This is a genomic window from Streptomyces sp. NPDC002773 (assembly GCF_040295605.1).
Classification (GTDB): domain Bacteria; phylum Actinomycetota; class Actinomycetes; order Streptomycetales; family Streptomycetaceae; genus Streptomyces.
Map to the genome: position 1 here is coordinate 24,062 of NZ_JBEOVO010000008.1, position 15,371 is coordinate 39,432.

The window sequence follows — 15,371 nt, forward strand, 5'->3', positions numbered from 1 at the left end:
GGGACTCCAGGTCTCTACAGGGCGCGGTCGCGGCCGTCGGTGGGCGAGGCGGGGACGGGCGGGACGGTCGGCAGGGGGATGAAGGCGAGCGGCTCGGCGTGGTTGACGGGGAAGACCGTCGGCATCGTGCCGGTGGCCCGACCGTAGGCACAGGCGACGGCGGCCATGGCGCCGGCGACCGCGAGTTCGCCGGCGCCGCCCGGCTTGTCGCCGGTCGGGGGCATCACGATGATCTCGAGTTCGGGCGGGGTGTTCCACTGCCGGGTGTAGAAGTACTGGTCCCAGCTGCCTTCGAGGAAGTGCCCGTCGCGCAGGTGGAGGCCGGACGTCAGGGTGATGGCGATGCCGTCGGAGATGCCGCCCATCATCTGGGCCTCCAGGCCGCGCGGGTTGACGGCGAGGCCGACGTCGACGGCGCAGACCACCTTGGTCACGCGGGGACCGGTGTACGCGCCGGGGATCTTCCGGCCGGTGGTCTCGGGACGGCAGTCGATCTCGGCGAGGATCGCGACGGCGGAGTGGTACTCGGTGTGGACGGCGATGCCCTGGGCCGTACCGGCGGACATGGTCCGGCCCCACTTCCCCACCTCGGCGACCTTGTCGAGCACGGCGCGGGCCCGGGGGTCCTTCGTGAGCCGGCGCCGCAGCGCGTACCTGTCCTGGCCCATGCGCTTCGCCAGTTCGTCCATGACGAGCTCCTGCGCGCAGCGCACGTTGGGCGAGTAGATGTTGCGCATGGACCCGGTGTTGAAGCCCTTGTCGGTCTCGGCGAGCAGCTGGGTGGTGACGCCGAGGTGGTACGGGCTGATCTGGGTGAGCTGGAACATCGTCTGGGAGAAGGCGGCGTCGGCGACGGGCAGCCGGGCCGCCTCCGCGGTGAGGACCTCCCCGATGCCGTGGCCGAAGTCGGTGGCCACGGAGGTGTGGCGCTGCTCGTACGTGAGGACCTCACCGAGCGCGTAGGTGGCGCGGACCCGTGAGGTGGACATGGGGTGCGTACGGCCCTGGCGGAAGTCGTCGGTGCGGTGCCACATCAGCTTGACGGGCTTGCCGAGGGCCTTGGAGATCTCGACGGCCTCGTGGGCGGCGTCGGAGAACAGCTTGCGGCCGAAGGAGCCGCCGCCCTCGGTGACATGGACGCGGACAGCGGGGACCGGAAGTCCGAGCTTGAGGGCGATCTGCTCCTGGGCGACGATCGGGGCCTTGAGCGAGGCCCAGATCTCGGCGGAGTCCTCCCGGACGTCGGCGATCGCGCAGTTGGTCTCCAGGGCGCCGTTGCTGGCGAAGTGGAAGGTGAAGCGGGCGTCGACCGCCTTGGTGAGCAGGGGCAGCGGCGGTACGACAAGGGGGAGTTCGGCCCGGCGGAGCTTCGCGAGGACGGTGGCGTCGGAGGCGCCCTCCGCGGTGCCGGGCTCCCAGTCGACCCGGAGGGCGCGGACGGCGTCGACGCACTGGCCGAAGGTCCGGCCGCGGACGGCGACGCCGGTGGAGACGGTCACGACGTCGGTGATGCCGGGCATGGCCCGCACCTCGGCGAGGTTGGCGACGGAGCGGACCGTGCCGTTGATGGTGGGCGGGCGGCAGACCATGGTGGGCAGGGCGTCCGGGACCTGGAGGTCCATCGCGAACTTCTTGCGGCCGGTGACGGCTTCGAGCGCGTCGACGCGGCGCTGCCCGGTGCCGATGACCCGGAAGCGGGCGGGGTCCTTCAGGGTCACCTCGACCGCCGTGTCGGTGACGGCTGCGGCCCGTTCGGCCAGTTCGCCGTAGCCGAGCAGCGTGCCCGTCGGGGAGACGACGGCTCCGGCCTTGGTGGTGAGGGTGGAGACGGCGTCTCCGAGGACGAGGGAGGCGGCGCGCAGGAGGCGGCCCCGGGCGACGGCGGCGGCGACACGGAGCGGGGTGTAGGTGGAGTAGGTGGTGTTGGAACCGCCGGTCAGCTGGTTGAAGAGCAGCTCGGGCCGGGCGTCGGCCAGCGTCACCCTCACCTTGTCCAGGGGCAGGTCCAGCTCCTCGGCGACGATCATGGCGCTTGAGGTGGTGACGCCCTGGCCGACCTCGGCGCGGGGCAGGGCGAAGTGGGCGGTGCCGTCGACGTCCAAGCGGATGGTGATGAGGTGGCTGGTGGGCAGGGCCGCGAGGGTCAGCAGCTCGTTCAGGTCGAGGAGTTCGGCCGGGCCCGGCAGCGAGGGGATGAGCTCGGGGGCCGCGGCGGCGGCCTCCCTGGGGGCGAGGGCCTCGGCGCCGAGCTGGGCGGCGACGGTGAGGGTCGGCGCGGCGAGTACGTACCCGAGGAAGCGGCGACGGGCGATGCCGGGGCCGCTCCCGCCCGACGGGTTCTCGTCCCCGGTGCCGCTCGTGCGGTGTTCGTCCCGTGCGGGGTGCCGCCTCGCCATTCGGGTGCCCTTTCGCCATGACCCCGGCCTGCTACCGCCGGGTATCGTCGGCGACGATCATCGCTCATCCGGCGTACCTCCGGAAGCCGTTCACCGGACGGCGTCGCGCCGCTCCTGTCCGGCGCCGGCGCGCACCGGGGCGGAGGCGTGCTCCCGAACGGAGCTGAGCGCGGGAGAGCCGGGCACGCTGGCCGCCGCCCGCGATCAGGGCGTTGACCGAGACCATCGGGTCCCCGCCCACCGACCGGGCGATCAGTGCGCCGACCACCAGCGGACCGAGGGCGACGGCGAGGGCCGTGCCGGTGGCGGTGACGTGCTGGAGGGGGCGGGTGCGCCGGACGTCGGAGGTCATGGTCACAGTTCATCAGCGGGCGGCGCGCGGCGTATCGGTCGACGTACTCAGACCGTGCGCACCGGCTACTCAGACGTGCCCGCCCGAAGGCCCGGCCCCGAAGAAGCGTGCCGGGCGAGTGGCGGCGGGTGGGCGACCGTACCGTACGGGGAACGTTGACGACGACGAAGGAGACCGCCGCCATGGCCGATTACCGGATCGAGACCGTCCGCACCGGGTACCGGAACTGGACCGCCCGTAACGACCGGGGCGCGGAGGTCCGGATGGCCGCCGCGGACGATGCCGACGCCCAGCCGTCGTTCACCCCGGTCGAGTTGCTGCTCGCGGCGATGGGCGGTTGCGGTGGCCTCGTCGTGGACCGCACCGCGCGGGCCGTCGACCACGACGACCTGCGGATCGTGGTGGAGTCGGTCTCCGGTCCCGAGGACGACGGCCGGGTGGGCCGGATCCGGGTCAGCTACGAGTTCGAGCTGCCCGACAACAACCCGCGGGCGGCCGAGGTGTTCGCCCGCGGGGTGCGTCTGACGCACGAGAAGTTCTGCACGGTGAGCCGGACCGTGGAGCACGGCGCACGCGTGGAGGCGATCCTGCCGGACGGCACGGTCGGCTTCGAGGGCTGAAAGCCCGGCCGGCAGCCCGTACGTCAGCCCGACTGACGGCCTCCCCCCGCTCACTCCTCGATCGCGCCGCCGATCCGGCGCAGATGCTGCCGGAAGGTGTACGAGGGGTCCTCGGCCCGGTCGGCCAGATAGGCGTCGAACCGGGTCTGCGCGCGCAGGGTCTCCCCCGCCCTGATGCGACGGGCCTGTTCGCGCTCGGTGTGGAAGAGGGCGCGGGCGGCCTCCAGGACGGCGGCCGCACGGGCGGCCGGCACGAACACCACGCCGTCGTCGTCGCCGAACACCACATCGGCCGCGGTCACCTCGTGGTCGCCGAAGCGGGCGGTGCGGAGCGCGTCCGGGTCCCGGGGGTCGAGGCGTACGGGGCCGGGGGCGTGGCGTCCGTACGAGAAGACGGGAAGGCCGATTCCGACGAGGTCGGGGGTGTCCCGGTGCAGGCCCCAGACGACGACCCCGGCGACCCCCGCCGCTTCGGCCTCCAGCACGGCGAGGTCGCCGACGCAGGCCTCGTCGTCGCGGCCGGCGTTGTCGATGACGAGGACGTCCCCGGGCTCGGCGTGCGCGAAGGCCTCCAGGAAGACGTCGACGCTTCCGTAGTGGCGGGCGGGCAGCGCCCGGCCGGCGACGCGCATGCCGGGGGCGACGGGCAGGATCCCGGCGGGGGCCGCACGCAGCGGTTCCCCGAGGCGGACGCAGGCGTCGGCGATGAGCGGCGTGGAGAGGTCGGCGAAGTCCTTCAGCATCGGGCGTTCGTTCCGTTCTGTGACGGGTGCGGCGGGCTGCGCGATGCTACCGGGCGGTCGGGACGGGGCTGCCGCCCGTCGTCCGGAGTGCGGCCCGGGCGGGCCGTTCCTACCATGAGGAGGTACGTCTCCCTGTCCGAGCGGGGTGGAACCGGAGCGAGGGACCCATGGCCACAGAGGACGCCGCGCCGCCCCCGGAACGGACCCCGCGGCTGAAGGCGAACGCGATCGGGTTCGTCGACGCCCTCGTCATCGGCCTCAACTCCACCTCCCCCGCGTACTCCCTCGCCGCCGTCATCGGCCCGATCGTCGCCCTCGCCGGGATCTACGCGCCCGGCGTGATGTTCGCGTCCTTCGTGCCGATGCTGCTCATCGCGTCGGCGTTCTACTACCTCAACAAGGTCGACCAGGACTGCGGCACGACGTTCTCCTGGGTGACGCGGGCGATGGGTCCCTGGGCCGGCTGGCTCGGCGGCTGGGCCATCGCGATGACCGGCGTCCTGGTCGTCGGCTCGCTCGCGGACGTGGCCGTGAGCTTCGGGCTGCTCGCTGCCGGCCTGGACGGCTGGGTGGACAACAGCTTCGTACGGCAGCTGCTCACCGTGCTCCTGATCCTGGTGATGACGGCCGTCTGCGTCATCGGCACGGAGCTTTCGGCCAAGGTGCAGAACGTCCTGATCCTGGCGCAGGTCGCCTGTCTGCTGGTCTTCGTGGGGGTGGCGCTGTACCGGGTGTACGCCGGCACCAGCGCGTACGACTCCGTCGAACCGGCCCTCGGCTGGCTCAACCCCTTCGGCGCGGGCGGCGCCGCGCTGACCGGCGGCCTGCTGCTCGGGGTGTTCATCTACTGGGGCTGGGAGTCGGCCGTCAACCTCACCGAGGAGGTGGAGGACTCCGCGACCGCCCCCGGCAGGGCGGGGCTGTGGTCGACCGTCATCCTCCTCGTCACGTACGTGTCCGTCGGGTTCGCGGTCGTCGGCTACGCCGGTCCGGCGTTCCTGGCGGAGAACGCGGGCGAGGAGGAGTTCCTCTTCGCCCAGCTCGCCACCGACGTCCTGGGCGGCTGGGACTGGGTCCTGCTCCTCGCCGTCGCCACGTCCGCCGTCGCCTCCACGCAGACGACGATCATCCCGGCCTCGCGCACCGCCCTGTCCATGGCCCGCCGCCGCGCCCTGCCCACGCACTACGGCCACGTCAGCCCCCGCTTCCGTACCCCCGACGTGAGTACGTGGTGGGTCGCCGGCATCGCCATCGCCTGGTACCTCGTGGTGAACCAGATCAGCGCCAACGCCCTTCTGGACTCCCTGACCGCGCTCTCCCTGCTCATCGCCTTCTACTACGCGCTCACGGGCGTCGCCTGCGCGGTCTACCACCGGCGCCATCTCACCGAGAGCGTCCACAACTTCCTGCTGATCGGCCTCGGCCCGCTCGTCGGCGCCGGACTGCTGACGTGGCTCCTGGTGCGGTCGGTCGCCGACATGTCCGACCCGGCGAACTCGTACAGCGGAACGTCGTGGTTCGGTCTGGGGCCGCCGCTCGTCATCGGGATCGGGATCGCTCTCACCGGGGTGATCGTCATGATCGTGTGGCGGCTGCGGTCACCCGCGTTCTGGCGGGAACGGCCGGGAGTGGCCGACCCCGACCTCGTCCGCCGCAAGGAGCGCTGAGATGCCGGTCGTCCTCGGATACGACGAGTCCCCCGGCGCCCACCGCGCGCTGCGCATCGCGATCGAGGTGGCCGCCGCCTTCGACGAGCGGCTCGTCCTCGTCTACGGGGCGGCGGCGCCCGGCCCCACCGGCGAGGAGTACCGGTCCCACCACGAGGCCGTCCGCCAGGCCGGCCGGGCCGGTTTGGAGCAGGCGGTCGCGGCGGCCGACCGGGCGGGTGTGCCGACCGTCGTCGAGGTGCTCGACGAGAAGCCGGCGCAGGCCCTGATCGACGCGGCGACCCGGCACGCGGCCCGGGTCATCGTGGTGGGCAGCTGGGGCGAGAGCCCGATGCGCGGCGCGCTGCTCGGCTCCACGCCCCACAAACTCCTGCACATGTCGACGGTGCCGGTGCTCTGCGTCCCGCCGGAGACGTGACGGTCCGCGACGTCAGTCGTGCCAGAGCGCGCGGACCGGGCCCAGCGGGTCCGCCTCGACGCGGGGCTCCGCGTCCCAGATCATCGTGGCGCGCTTCTCGGAGGTGTAGCGCGGCCAGTCGGCGCCCGGGTCCTGGTGGGTCACGAAGGCGACCCAGGCCCGGTGCAGGGCGTCGGCGAGCGCGCGGGGCGGCGCCTCACCCGCGACGGCCGGGACGCCTTCGGCGTCGAGGAGGTCGAAGGCGAACGGCAGGTCGATGCAGTGGACGGCGAACCCCACGACCGGGGAGCGCCAGGCGAACTCGTACAGCCAGGTCGGACTCTCGCGCGCGGCGCGGGCTTCCGCGACGGCGAGGCTCGGGGCACGGAAGGTCGCGTCGGTGAGCGCCTGGCCGAAGAGCTGCTCGGTGCCGCCCTTCGCGTACGTCTCGGCGAAGGCGTCGGCCCTGGCGGGGTCGAGGCCGAGGCTGCCGAGGAGCGCGGGCAGCGGCGGGCCCTCCGGCCCCGGCCCGGGGAACATCGTGAACTCGTGCTCGGTGAAGCCGAGCATCATCGGGACGTCTGATCCCGCCCCGCCCGTCGTGAGCGCGTCGAGGGCGGGCCGGGGGATCAGCTCGCCGTCGGCGAAGGGGGCGAGGGCCAGCATCGGCGGCAGGCCCTCGCGGTCCGGGCCCGGCTCCGCCAGGCGGTCCTGGAGAGCGAGGAGTTCGTCGTCGCCGAGGTCACGGAGGGCGGCGGCCGTGGCCGGCACGCCGGTGCGGGCGGTGAGGAGCCGGGAGGCCGCGCGGGCCACCTCGGGGCCGTCGGGGCGCGGAACCGCGCCGGAGACCGAAAGGGCGCCCCGGAACAGGCCCCGGGCGGCGGGGACGGCGAGCAGGGTCTGGACGGCGCCGCCGCCCGCCGACTGTCCGGCGACGGTGACCTTGGCCGGGTCGCCGCCGAAGGCCGCGATGTTGTCCCGCACCCACTTCAGGGCGGCGATCCAGTCCCGTACGCCCCGGTTGTCGGGGGCGTCCTCCAGGTGCAGGAAGCCCTCGATGCCGAGCCGGTAGCCGAGCGAGACGAGCACCACGCCGTCCCGGTTGAACGCGGCTCCGTCGTACCAGGGGCTGGCGGCCGAGCCCGCGACGTAGCCGCCGCCGTGGATCCACACGAGGACGGGCAGCGCGGCGGCCGGGTCGGCGTCGGGGGTGAAGACGTTGAGGTTGAGGACTCCGGCGCCCGGAACGGAGGGCTCGGGAATGGTGGTCACCTCGGCGAAGGGACGGCGCTGGGCGGTCGGCCCGTACGCGGTGGCGTCCAGCGGCTCCGACCACGGCTCCGGCGGTACGGGCGCGGCGAACCGGAGGTCGCCCACGGGCGGCTGCGCGTACGGGATCCCCAGGAAGCGGAGGCTGCCGTCGGCGCGGCGCTCGCCCCGGACGGGCCCTCGGGCGGTGGTGACGGTGGGGCCTGGGGTGTCAGAGGTGCTCATGGGTTGCTGCTCCTTCTGCCGGCGGTGGGCGCGGTACATGCGCGCGGGGCCGGGAAGAAGCCTGTCATCGATTGATTACACGTGTCAACGAAGGCGTTCGCGCTCGGGGGGCGTTCCTGGGAGCTCTAGAATCGGAGGGCTCGTGCGGAGCCTCGCGTCCAGGGGGAGGGCGGCCGGTGATGAGGTGGAACCTCAATGTCGCGGTGGGGGTGCTCGTCGCCGTGGTCGGTTTGGGACTCATGGTCGCCGGCGCGGTCTGGAAGGGGCGCGCGGTACGGCCGTTCGCCGCCTCGCGGGCGCGGTCCATGGCCCAGCGGGAGTACGCCCGCGATCTTCAGCGCGCCGCCGACGTCGTGATCGCGGCGGCCCGCCGGTCCGCCGGCGAGGGCGAACCGGCGATCGTCACCGTCGAGGCGGTGGTCCGGACGACCAGGGAGCGCTACGGGTACGCCGTGGTGGAGAGGCGGCACGCGGCGGCGGCGCTGCGCCGCCGGTTCGAGCACTGGCGGTGCGCGGCGGACTGCGTCACGGACGCCTACGGCTGACGTTCCGCCTCGGGCGCGGGCGGTGCGTCACGAGCGACTGGGTCACCGACGCCTACGGCTGACGGTCCGCGGCGGGCACGGGCGGTGCGTCGCGGACGACTGCGTCACCGACGCCTACGGCTGAGCAGGGCGCGGGCGCCGGAGGTCCGTGGGGCGTCCGCGGCGGTCACTCCCCCGTCATGCCGTCGAGACGTTCGCGCAGCAGGTCGGCGTGGCCGTTGTGTCGCGCGTACTCCTCGATCATGTGGGCGAGGACGTAGCGCAGGGAGTACGTCTCCTCCTCATGGGTCCCGGTGAGGTCGAGGGAGTCGGCCGTGTCCACGAACGCGCGGGAGCGGGCGCACTCGGCCCGCCAGATCGTGAACGCCTCGTCGGCGTCGGCGCCGTCCACGTCGAAGTCGGCCCAGTCGGTGGAGCCGGGCGGGGTCCACGGGCTGCGGCTCCGCTCGCCGCCCAGAGTGTTGCGGAACCAGCCGCGTTCGACCTCGGCGGCGTGGCGGACGAGGCCGAGGAGGGAGAGACCCGAGGGGGAGATCGCCCGTTCCCTGAGCTGGTCCGGCGTGAGCCCCGCGCACTTCAGGGCGAGGGTGTCGCGCTGGAACTCCAGCATGGCCGTGAGGGTGGCGCGTTCGTCGGCGGCGTACGGCACGGGCGTACGGTGATCTTGAAGGGTCATGCGGGCATTGTGCCCGGGGAGCCCGCCGGTCGGCCCTGGGTTTTCCCGTGGCCGACCGGCGTCCGGCGCCAGCAGGCGGCACCGGGTGGGATCAGGTGGAGCAGAGCTGGTGGGATCAGGCGGGGCGTCAGCCGCCGGAGGGCTTGGCGTAGTCGCCGAAGCCGGACCAGTCGATGGCCACGCAGGGCTCGTCGCCGAGCACCCAGGCGTCGTGGCCGGGCGTGACCTCCATGAGGTCGCCCGCGCCGTACTCCGCCGACTCGCCGCCGTCCATGACGACCTTCATCCGGCCGCTGACCACGTAACCGACGTGGGACGCCATGCAACTGTCGGTGCCGGCGATAGGTTTGACGTGCTTGGACCACTGCCAGCCCGGCTCGAACACGGCCCGGCCGACCGGGCCGCCGCCGGTGGTGAGCAGGTCGAGCCTGCCCTTGCCGTCCTCGAAGGGACGGGTCTCGTCCGCTGCGTCGAAGCTTTTTCGTACGATGCCGGCCATCATTCGCTCCCGGCGGTGGAGAGATCGGGCCCCGAGTCCACTTCCAGGCTACGCCGGGACGCGGTCGGCCACCGTGCGACTTCTGCGGGACGAGGAGCTCCACTTGGCGGTTCTCTGCAGAGTGACGGCCGGTATTTTGTGCGCATTCGCAAGGGGCAGATCTACACATAAAGGTCAGATAAGCGCACAATGAAGCAGCGGCCTCATTCGCCGCACATGCGGTCAGACGTGTAGGACGCCAGAAGGAGGCGAGTCGTATGGCCGACGTTTCCCACCGTCCTGGTGATATCGCGGGACACCCCGATGCGCCGGAAATGCGGGACCGATATGCCCGTATGCTCCAAACCCGAGGTGTCGCGGCTGTCGAGGAACTCGTGATCCTCGCCGGTATCTACGCCGCGATCTCCGCGTGGACGGTCCACTTCTCCGCAACCCAGCCCGCCCTCGCCATCACCAACCTGGTCGTCGGCATCGCCCTCGCGGTGCTCGGCCTGTGTATGTCGATGGTTCCGGAGCGGTCGCAGGACCTGAACGTCGTCGTCCTGCTGATGGGCGCGTGGCTGATCATCGCCCCGTGGGTGGTCGGACAGAGCCCCGACACCGGCACCATCCTCAGCAACGTGATCACCGGCGCGTGCGTCTGCCTGTTCTCCCTCACGGCCGGCGGGCTGCTCATGACCAAGTCAAGGACGTGACGTTCTGATCCTCTCCCCCGACGGCGGCACCTCCCCTCCCGGAGGCGCCGCCGTTCCCCGCGTCCCGCGCATGCCGGGCCGACCCCGGTCCGTACAGAGCCGGTACGGCGCGTTCGCCCGCACCGGCTTGTGCAGGATGGCGCACGACCGGGGTCCTGGGCCGCGCCTAGCCTCGCCGCAACGGCATCGACGAGGGGCGGCACCACCGGTGAACTGGCACATCCACGACTACCGCGAGAGCGATCTCGCCGCCGTCGTCCATCTGATCGACACCACCGCGGAGCTCGGACAGGAGTCGGTGTTCTCCCTGGCCGAGTGCATCGGGGCCCTCACCACCCGCCAGCCGGCCGTGGTCGCCGTCCACCAGGGCGTGCCGATCGGGGCGGCGCTCGCCTGTGTGTCCGGCGAGCGGGCGTGGGTCATGCGGATCGCGATCTCCTCGGCGTGGCGCGGCCGCGGAGTCGCCAGTGCCCTCCTCGTGGAGCTGGAGCGGCGGCTCGTCGCCGCCCGCGTCGGGCGGATCGCGTACGTGCTGCCCGAGGAGGAGCTCCTCGGCGAGGGGCTCCTGAACGCCGGGTACACGCGCCAGCCGGCCGTCGCGTACTTCGAGAAGGTGGAGCCGCTGCACGGGCCGGCCGCCGGGCTCCTCGACGACCTGGGGGGCCGGCTGCTCCCCGGCGACCTGTGGGCCAAGGTGGCCGGGATGGAGCGGGAGAAGGACCTGATCGAGCGCCGGGTGGTGCTGCCGCTCGCGGAGCCGGAGCGGGCCGGCCGGCACGGGGTGCGGCCGCCGCGCGCGGTCTGCCTGTTCGGCCCGCCGGGCACCGGCAAGACCACGTTCGCGCGCGGCATCGCCTCGCGCCTCGGCTGGCCGTTCGTGGAGATCCTGCCGTCCCGTCTGGCGGACGAGGGGAACCTCGCGGCGGCCCTGCGGTCCGCGTTCGCGCGGATCGCAGAGCTGGAGCGGGTCCTCGTCTTCATCGACGAGGTCGAGGAGATCGCGCCGGTGCGTTCGGAGCCCGCGCAGCCCGGGGGCATGCACGGGGTGACGAACGAACTCCTCAAGCTGATACCGGGCTTCCGCGAGCGGGACGAGCGGCTGCTCGTCTGCGCGACGAACTCGATCCGCTCGCTCGACCCCGCCTTCCTGCGTCCCGGGCGCTTCGACTACCTCATCCCCATCGGTACGCCCGACAAGGCGGCGCGGGCCGCGATCTGGGCCCGGTACACGGACGGCCGCGCGGACGTCGACATCGACGAACTGGTCCTCGCGAGCGAGCTGTTCACGCCCGCCGACATCGAGCATGCGGCCCGGATCGCCGCCCAGTCCTCCTTCGAGCGCGATCTGCTCGCGGCCGGCGGGCGGGGCGGCGACGGTGCGGCGTTCGGGGCGAGCACCGCGGACTATCTGGAGGCCATCGGGGAGTGCCGTCCGACGGTCACTCCTGAGATGGTCGAGCAGTTCGCGTCGGACATCACGACACACGCCCGGACCTGAGGGCGAACTCCTCCTCGGCCGCGTCCAGTTCGGCGCGGTCGGGCGGGTGGGCTCCGGCCCGGGAGACGGTCACGGCAGCCGCCGCGCCGGCCCTCCGCAGCAGCCCCGCGAGGTACTCGGCACCGAGCGCGCCGAGGGCCTCCCGTCCCTGCCCGGCGAGGGTGTCGAGGACGGCGGACATGAAGGAGTCGCCCGCGCCGACGGTGTCGACGACGGCGACCGGGGGCGCGTCCGCGGTGACCGTCTCCCGCCGGGTGACGGCGAGCGAGCCGGCCGCGCCCCGGGTGACCAGGACGACGGCCGGGCCGAGGCTGAGCCAGCGGGCGGCGACCGTGTGCGGGTCCTCCCCCGGGTACAGCCAGGCGAGGTCCTCGTCGCTGGCCTTGACGAGGTCGCTGAGGGCGACGCAGCGCTCGACGCGGGCGACGGCCGCGCCGTGTTCCCCCATCAGTCCGGGCCGTACGTTGGGGTCGTAGCTGACGGTGGCCCGGCCCCGGAGCCGCCCGGTCTCGGCGAGGACGGCGGCCGCGCCGGGCGCCGTGACGGCGGCGATCGACCCGATGTGCACATGGGCGGGCGCGAGACCGGCCGGTGCGCCGCCCGTGAGCGTCCAGGCGATGTCGAAGGTGTACGTGGCCGCGCCCTGTGCGTCGAGCCCGACGACCGCCGAAGGGGTGCGCTCGGGGGCGCCGCCGGCCTCCACCCGTACGCCCGCCGTCCTGAGGTGCTCGCCGATGAGGCGGCCGGTGGGATCGTCGGCGAGCTGGGTGAGCAGGGTGACGTCCCGGCCGAGGCGGCCGAGGCCGTAGGCGACGTTGGCGGGGCTGCCGCCCGGGTGGACTCGGTCGGCGGCGCCGGAGCCGGCCGGGGCGCGGACGATGTCGGCGACGCACTCGCCGATCACCAGGAAGGACATGGGTCAGAGCTCCTCGGCATGGGTTGCCCCGGTGGACGATCCGCAGATGCTACGCGGCCCGGCGTCGTACAGCGGCCCCGCGTCCTCCCAGGGCGGAGACCCGGACGCGCGCGCGTGGACGACCGCTCTCCGGCCGGTGTCACTATCTTGTTCCTGTCAGGGCGCCCCCGGAATCGCCGGCGGTGCCGGTCGGCAGGGGTGAGGGGCGTTCCGGTGGAGACGGTCGAGGGGCTCGCGGTCATGGCGTTCGCCGACGGGAAGGAGCTGGAGGCCTGGCTCGAGCGGCACCACGGCGACACCCCGGGCATCTGGCTGCTGCTCGCCCGCAAGGGCTCGGACCTCGCCTCGCCGAACGCGGACGAGATCCTCGACGGCACGCTGATCTACGGCTGGATCACCGGCAAGCGCAAGGCGCTCGACGAGCGGTCCTACCTCCAGAAGATCACCCCGCGCCGGCCGCGCAGCCTCTGGTCCCAGGTCAACGTGCGGCAGATCGAGGCGCTCACCGCCGCGGGCCGGATGCGTGAGCCGGGCCTGGCCGAGGTGCGGGCGGCGCAGGCGGACGGGCGGTGGGAGGCCGCGTACCCCTCGCAGAAGGACGCGACCGTGCCGGACGACCTCGCGACGGCCCTGGCGGCGGAACCGCGGGCCGCCGCGGCCTTCGAGGCGCTGGGAAAGACCGACCGCTACCTGGTCATCCTCAGCCTGCTCCAGGCCCGCACCGCGAAGACCAGGACGGCCCGGCTCGAACGGGCGGTGGCGGCGCTCGCGGCGGGAGAGCCGCCGCGCTGACGGCGGATGCCGTACGGGCGCGGCGGCGACGGGTCAGGCCCGGCGGCGGTACAGCACCTGGTGGGCGTCCCACTCCACGAAGGACTCGGCGTACTCCAGACCGACGGCCTCCAGGAGCCGGCGTGAGCGCCGGTTCCCCTCCTGGGTGACCGCGACGACGCTCGGCGTGCCCTCCAGGATCCACGCGACGACGGCGCCGACCGCCTCCCGCGCGTAGCCCCTCCCCCAGTGCTCGGGCAGGAACTGGTACGACAGTTCCGTCTCCCCGCCTCGCGCACCCGGCTCCACCGTGACCAGGCCGAGGACGACCTCGTCCTCGGCCCGGACGACGGCGTGGAAGCCGGGCGCCCCGACGATCCGGCCGCGCCGGATCCGGATGACGGACTCGATGACGGGGCCGCCGAGATGGCGCCGCACGTCGGGGTCGGTCCACAGCCGGGTCACGGCGTCCAGGTCGGTGTCCCGGACGGGCCGCAGGAGTAGACGGCCGGTGCTGAGCGGGCCGGTGCTCGGCGGCCCGGCGTTGACCGGCTCGGTGCTCGGCGGCCCGGCGTTGACCGGCTCTATGCTCGGCGGCCCGGTGCTCGGCAGCTCGGTGCTCGGCAGCTCGGTGCTCGGCAGCTCGGTGCTCCGCGGCTCGGCGGGGGCGGCCGGTACGAGAGCGGGTACGGAGTCCGGGGGGATAGCCACGCCTCCGATCATCTCAGGGTCCGCAGGCGGACATCCTGGCGCCTCGGATCCGGTCAGCGGCCGTACATGCTGCGGCACAGTTCGGCGGCGCCCATGGGGGCCCGGATGTCCTGGGCCTGACGGCAGAGCCCGCGCATGTCCGGCGCCTGCCCGGCCGCCGGCTGCTGCCGACGCGGGGCCTGCTTCTTGGGGGCCTGGGCCTTCGGCGTCGGCCTCGTCGCGGTCGGCCGTACCTGCTTGCGGGGCTTCTTCCTCACCGGGGTGGTGGCGGGGCGCTCCTGCGGCTGCGTACGGCGGTCGGGCCGGGCGGGGTCCGGCCGTGCGGTGGCAGGTGCGACGGGCGCAGGGGCCGCGGTCTTCACGGGGGCCGGGCCCGGACGGGGGTCGGTGGTGGCGAGGTCTTCGCGGGGTGCGGCCTGGGTGGGTTCCGGCCATGTCGGGAGAGGGGCCGGCGGCCGGTCCGCGGCGGGTACGAGCTCGGCGGGGCGGTCTCGTGACGGCGGCGCCGCGGAGTGAGGGACGGCCACGCAGCCACTGGTCAGGAGCGCAGCGAGGAGGAGGACAGTCGTACGACGGGGGTGCATGGCGCCCACGCTGCCGGACCGGGTCGGCGCCCGCGGGTGACACGCGCCGTGGCCATCATGACGAGTGACCGGCACCGCATGGTGCTGACCCGGCCACGGGGACGCCATAGAACCGGCCCCCGGGGGCGCGGAACGACGCCGCGTGGCCGCGCGCGAGGTCAGGCCGGGGTGCGCAGCCCCGCCAGGAGCCGGTCGAGTGCCTGCTCCGCGACCTGAGGGTCCCCGCCCCGCGCGATCCAGAGCGCGGCCTCGTTCATCGCCCCCGAGAGCAACCGGGCCAGGGGTTCCACCGGCTGGTCGGCGATCGTCCCGGCTGCGGCGAGCGCCGTCAGGGCCTCCGTGAGGTGCCGGGCGGAGGACTCCTCGTCCAGGGCCCGCCATTCGTCCCAGCCCAGTACGGCCGGGGCGTCGACCAGCAGGATCTGCCGTACCGCCGGGTCGGTCCCCGCCGCCAGAAAGGCACGGGAGCCGGCCCGGAGCTGCTCCCAGAGGTCCTCGTGCCGCTCGGCCGCGGTCGCGACCCGCTCGCCCAGTTCCTGCTGGACCCCGGCGACGACGGCCCGGAAGAGCCCCGCCTTGCTGTCGAAGTGGTGGTAGGCGGCCCCCTTGGTGACCCCGGCGGCCTGCGCCACCTCCGCTAGCACCACGTGGTGGTACCCGTCGGCGGCGAACCGGCGCCGCCCCTCGACCAGCAACGCCCGCCGCGTGGCCGCCCGCTGCTCCGCCCGGTTGATCGCCATCGCCCGCGCACCGCCCTTCCCATTTCGCGTACCCAAGGTATGTTAACCGTACGACTCACATACCCTG

General features: G+C 73.6%; 17 protein-coding genes. 7 read left to right on the forward strand and 10 right to left on the reverse strand.

The annotated features are described in order from the left end of the window. Positions 1-14: 14 nt before the first annotated feature. Together ABT034_RS12940 and ABT034_RS12945 are read right to left on the reverse strand one after the other, a co-directional pair. Complete coding sequence (locus ABT034_RS12940) at positions 15-2,396, reverse strand: molybdopterin cofactor-binding domain-containing protein (protein ID WP_351214317.1); 2,382 nt, start codon at positions 2,394-2,396, stop codon at positions 15-17. 64 nt (positions 2,397-2,460) lie between these two features. After that, on the reverse strand, positions 2,461-2,748 hold the full coding sequence (locus tag ABT034_RS12945; RefSeq protein ID WP_351214319.1) for a hypothetical protein: 288 nt from the start codon (positions 2,746-2,748) through the stop codon (positions 2,461-2,463). Positions 2,749-2,930: 182 nt separating this feature from the next. On the opposite strand from ABT034_RS12945, the gene ABT034_RS12950 reads away from it, so the two are divergent. Beyond that, entirely contained in the window at positions 2,931-3,368 is a 438-nt protein-coding gene (locus ABT034_RS12950; protein WP_351214321.1) for an OsmC family protein, read from the forward strand. A 50-nt stretch (positions 3,369-3,418) separates the two neighbouring features. Here ABT034_RS12950 and ABT034_RS12955 read toward each other — a convergent pair whose 3' ends face one another. After that, on the reverse strand, positions 3,419-4,111 hold the full coding sequence (locus tag ABT034_RS12955) for an RraA family protein (protein WP_351214323.1): 693 nt from the start codon (positions 4,109-4,111) through the stop codon (positions 3,419-3,421). Between the two features lie 167 nt (positions 4,112-4,278). Here ABT034_RS12955 and ABT034_RS12960 point away from each other — a divergent pair, with 167 nt between their 5' ends. Then, positions 4,279-5,778, forward strand: a complete 1,500-nt coding sequence (locus tag ABT034_RS12960; protein ID WP_351214325.1) for an APC family permease — start codon at positions 4,279-4,281, stop codon at positions 5,776-5,778. A gap of 1 nt (position 5,779) precedes the next feature. After that, positions 5,780-6,196, forward strand: a complete 417-nt coding sequence (locus tag ABT034_RS12965; protein WP_351214327.1) for a universal stress protein — start codon at positions 5,780-5,782, stop codon at positions 6,194-6,196. Between the two features lie 12 nt (positions 6,197-6,208). Here ABT034_RS12965 and ABT034_RS12970 read toward each other — a convergent pair whose 3' ends face one another. After that, the gene (locus ABT034_RS12970; protein WP_351214329.1) at positions 6,209-7,669 is read right to left on the reverse strand and encodes a carboxylesterase/lipase family protein; all 1,461 of its coding nucleotides are present in this window, start codon (positions 7,667-7,669) and stop codon (positions 6,209-6,211) included. A gap of 179 nt (positions 7,670-7,848) precedes the next feature. On the opposite strand from ABT034_RS12970, the gene ABT034_RS12975 reads away from it, so the two are divergent. Next, positions 7,849-8,214, forward strand: coding sequence for a hypothetical protein (locus ABT034_RS12975; protein WP_351214331.1), 366 nt, complete (start codon positions 7,849-7,851; stop codon positions 8,212-8,214). A gap of 166 nt (positions 8,215-8,380) precedes the next feature. On the opposite strand, the gene ABT034_RS12980 is transcribed toward ABT034_RS12975, so the two are convergent. Next, entirely contained in the window at positions 8,381-8,890 is a 510-nt protein-coding gene (locus ABT034_RS12980; RefSeq protein ID WP_351214333.1) for a DinB family protein, read from the reverse strand. 127 nt (positions 8,891-9,017) lie between these two features. After that, positions 9,018-9,389, reverse strand: coding sequence for a cupin domain-containing protein (locus ABT034_RS12985; protein ID WP_351214334.1), 372 nt, complete (start codon positions 9,387-9,389; stop codon positions 9,018-9,020). 335 nt (positions 9,390-9,724) lie between these two features. Between ABT034_RS12985 and ABT034_RS12990 the strand changes: the two genes are divergently transcribed. Both ABT034_RS12990 and ABT034_RS12995 read left to right on the forward strand, forming a co-directional pair. Next, entirely contained in the window at positions 9,725-10,084 is a 360-nt protein-coding gene (locus ABT034_RS12990; protein WP_351214336.1) for an SPW repeat protein, read from the forward strand. 208 nt (positions 10,085-10,292) lie between these two features. After that, entirely contained in the window at positions 10,293-11,582 is a 1,290-nt protein-coding gene (locus tag ABT034_RS12995; RefSeq protein ID WP_351214338.1) for an ATP-binding protein, read from the forward strand. Here ABT034_RS12995 and ABT034_RS13000 read toward each other — a convergent pair. After that, positions 11,560-12,498: a carbohydrate kinase family protein gene (locus tag ABT034_RS13000; protein ID WP_351214339.1), complete on the reverse strand. Its 939-nt coding sequence runs from the start codon at positions 12,496-12,498 to the stop codon at positions 11,560-11,562. The genes ABT034_RS12995 and ABT034_RS13000 overlap by 23 nt on opposite strands. A gap of 240 nt (positions 12,499-12,738) precedes the next feature. Between ABT034_RS13000 and ABT034_RS13005 the strand changes: the two genes are divergently transcribed. Further along, entirely contained in the window at positions 12,739-13,290 is a 552-nt protein-coding gene (locus ABT034_RS13005) for a YdeI/OmpD-associated family protein (protein WP_351214658.1), read from the forward strand. A gap of 33 nt (positions 13,291-13,323) precedes the next feature. Here the strand turns inward: ABT034_RS13005 and ABT034_RS13010 are convergent, their stop codons facing one another. The 3 genes from ABT034_RS13010 to ABT034_RS13020 all read right to left on the reverse strand — a co-directional run bounded on the left by ABT034_RS13010 (position 13,324) and on the right by ABT034_RS13020 (position 15,304). Next, the gene (locus ABT034_RS13010; RefSeq protein ID WP_351214341.1) at positions 13,324-13,980 is read right to left on the reverse strand and encodes a GNAT family N-acetyltransferase; all 657 of its coding nucleotides are present in this window, start codon (positions 13,978-13,980) and stop codon (positions 13,324-13,326) included. Between the two features lie 53 nt (positions 13,981-14,033). Next, a complete protein-coding gene (locus tag ABT034_RS13015; RefSeq protein WP_351214343.1) occupies positions 14,034-14,564 on the reverse strand; it encodes a hypothetical protein in 531 nt (176 codons plus the stop codon). A gap of 158 nt (positions 14,565-14,722) precedes the next feature. Further along, complete coding sequence (locus ABT034_RS13020; RefSeq protein ID WP_351214345.1) at positions 14,723-15,304, reverse strand: TetR/AcrR family transcriptional regulator; 582 nt, start codon at positions 15,302-15,304, stop codon at positions 14,723-14,725. Between the last annotated feature and the right edge of the window lie 67 nt (positions 15,305-15,371).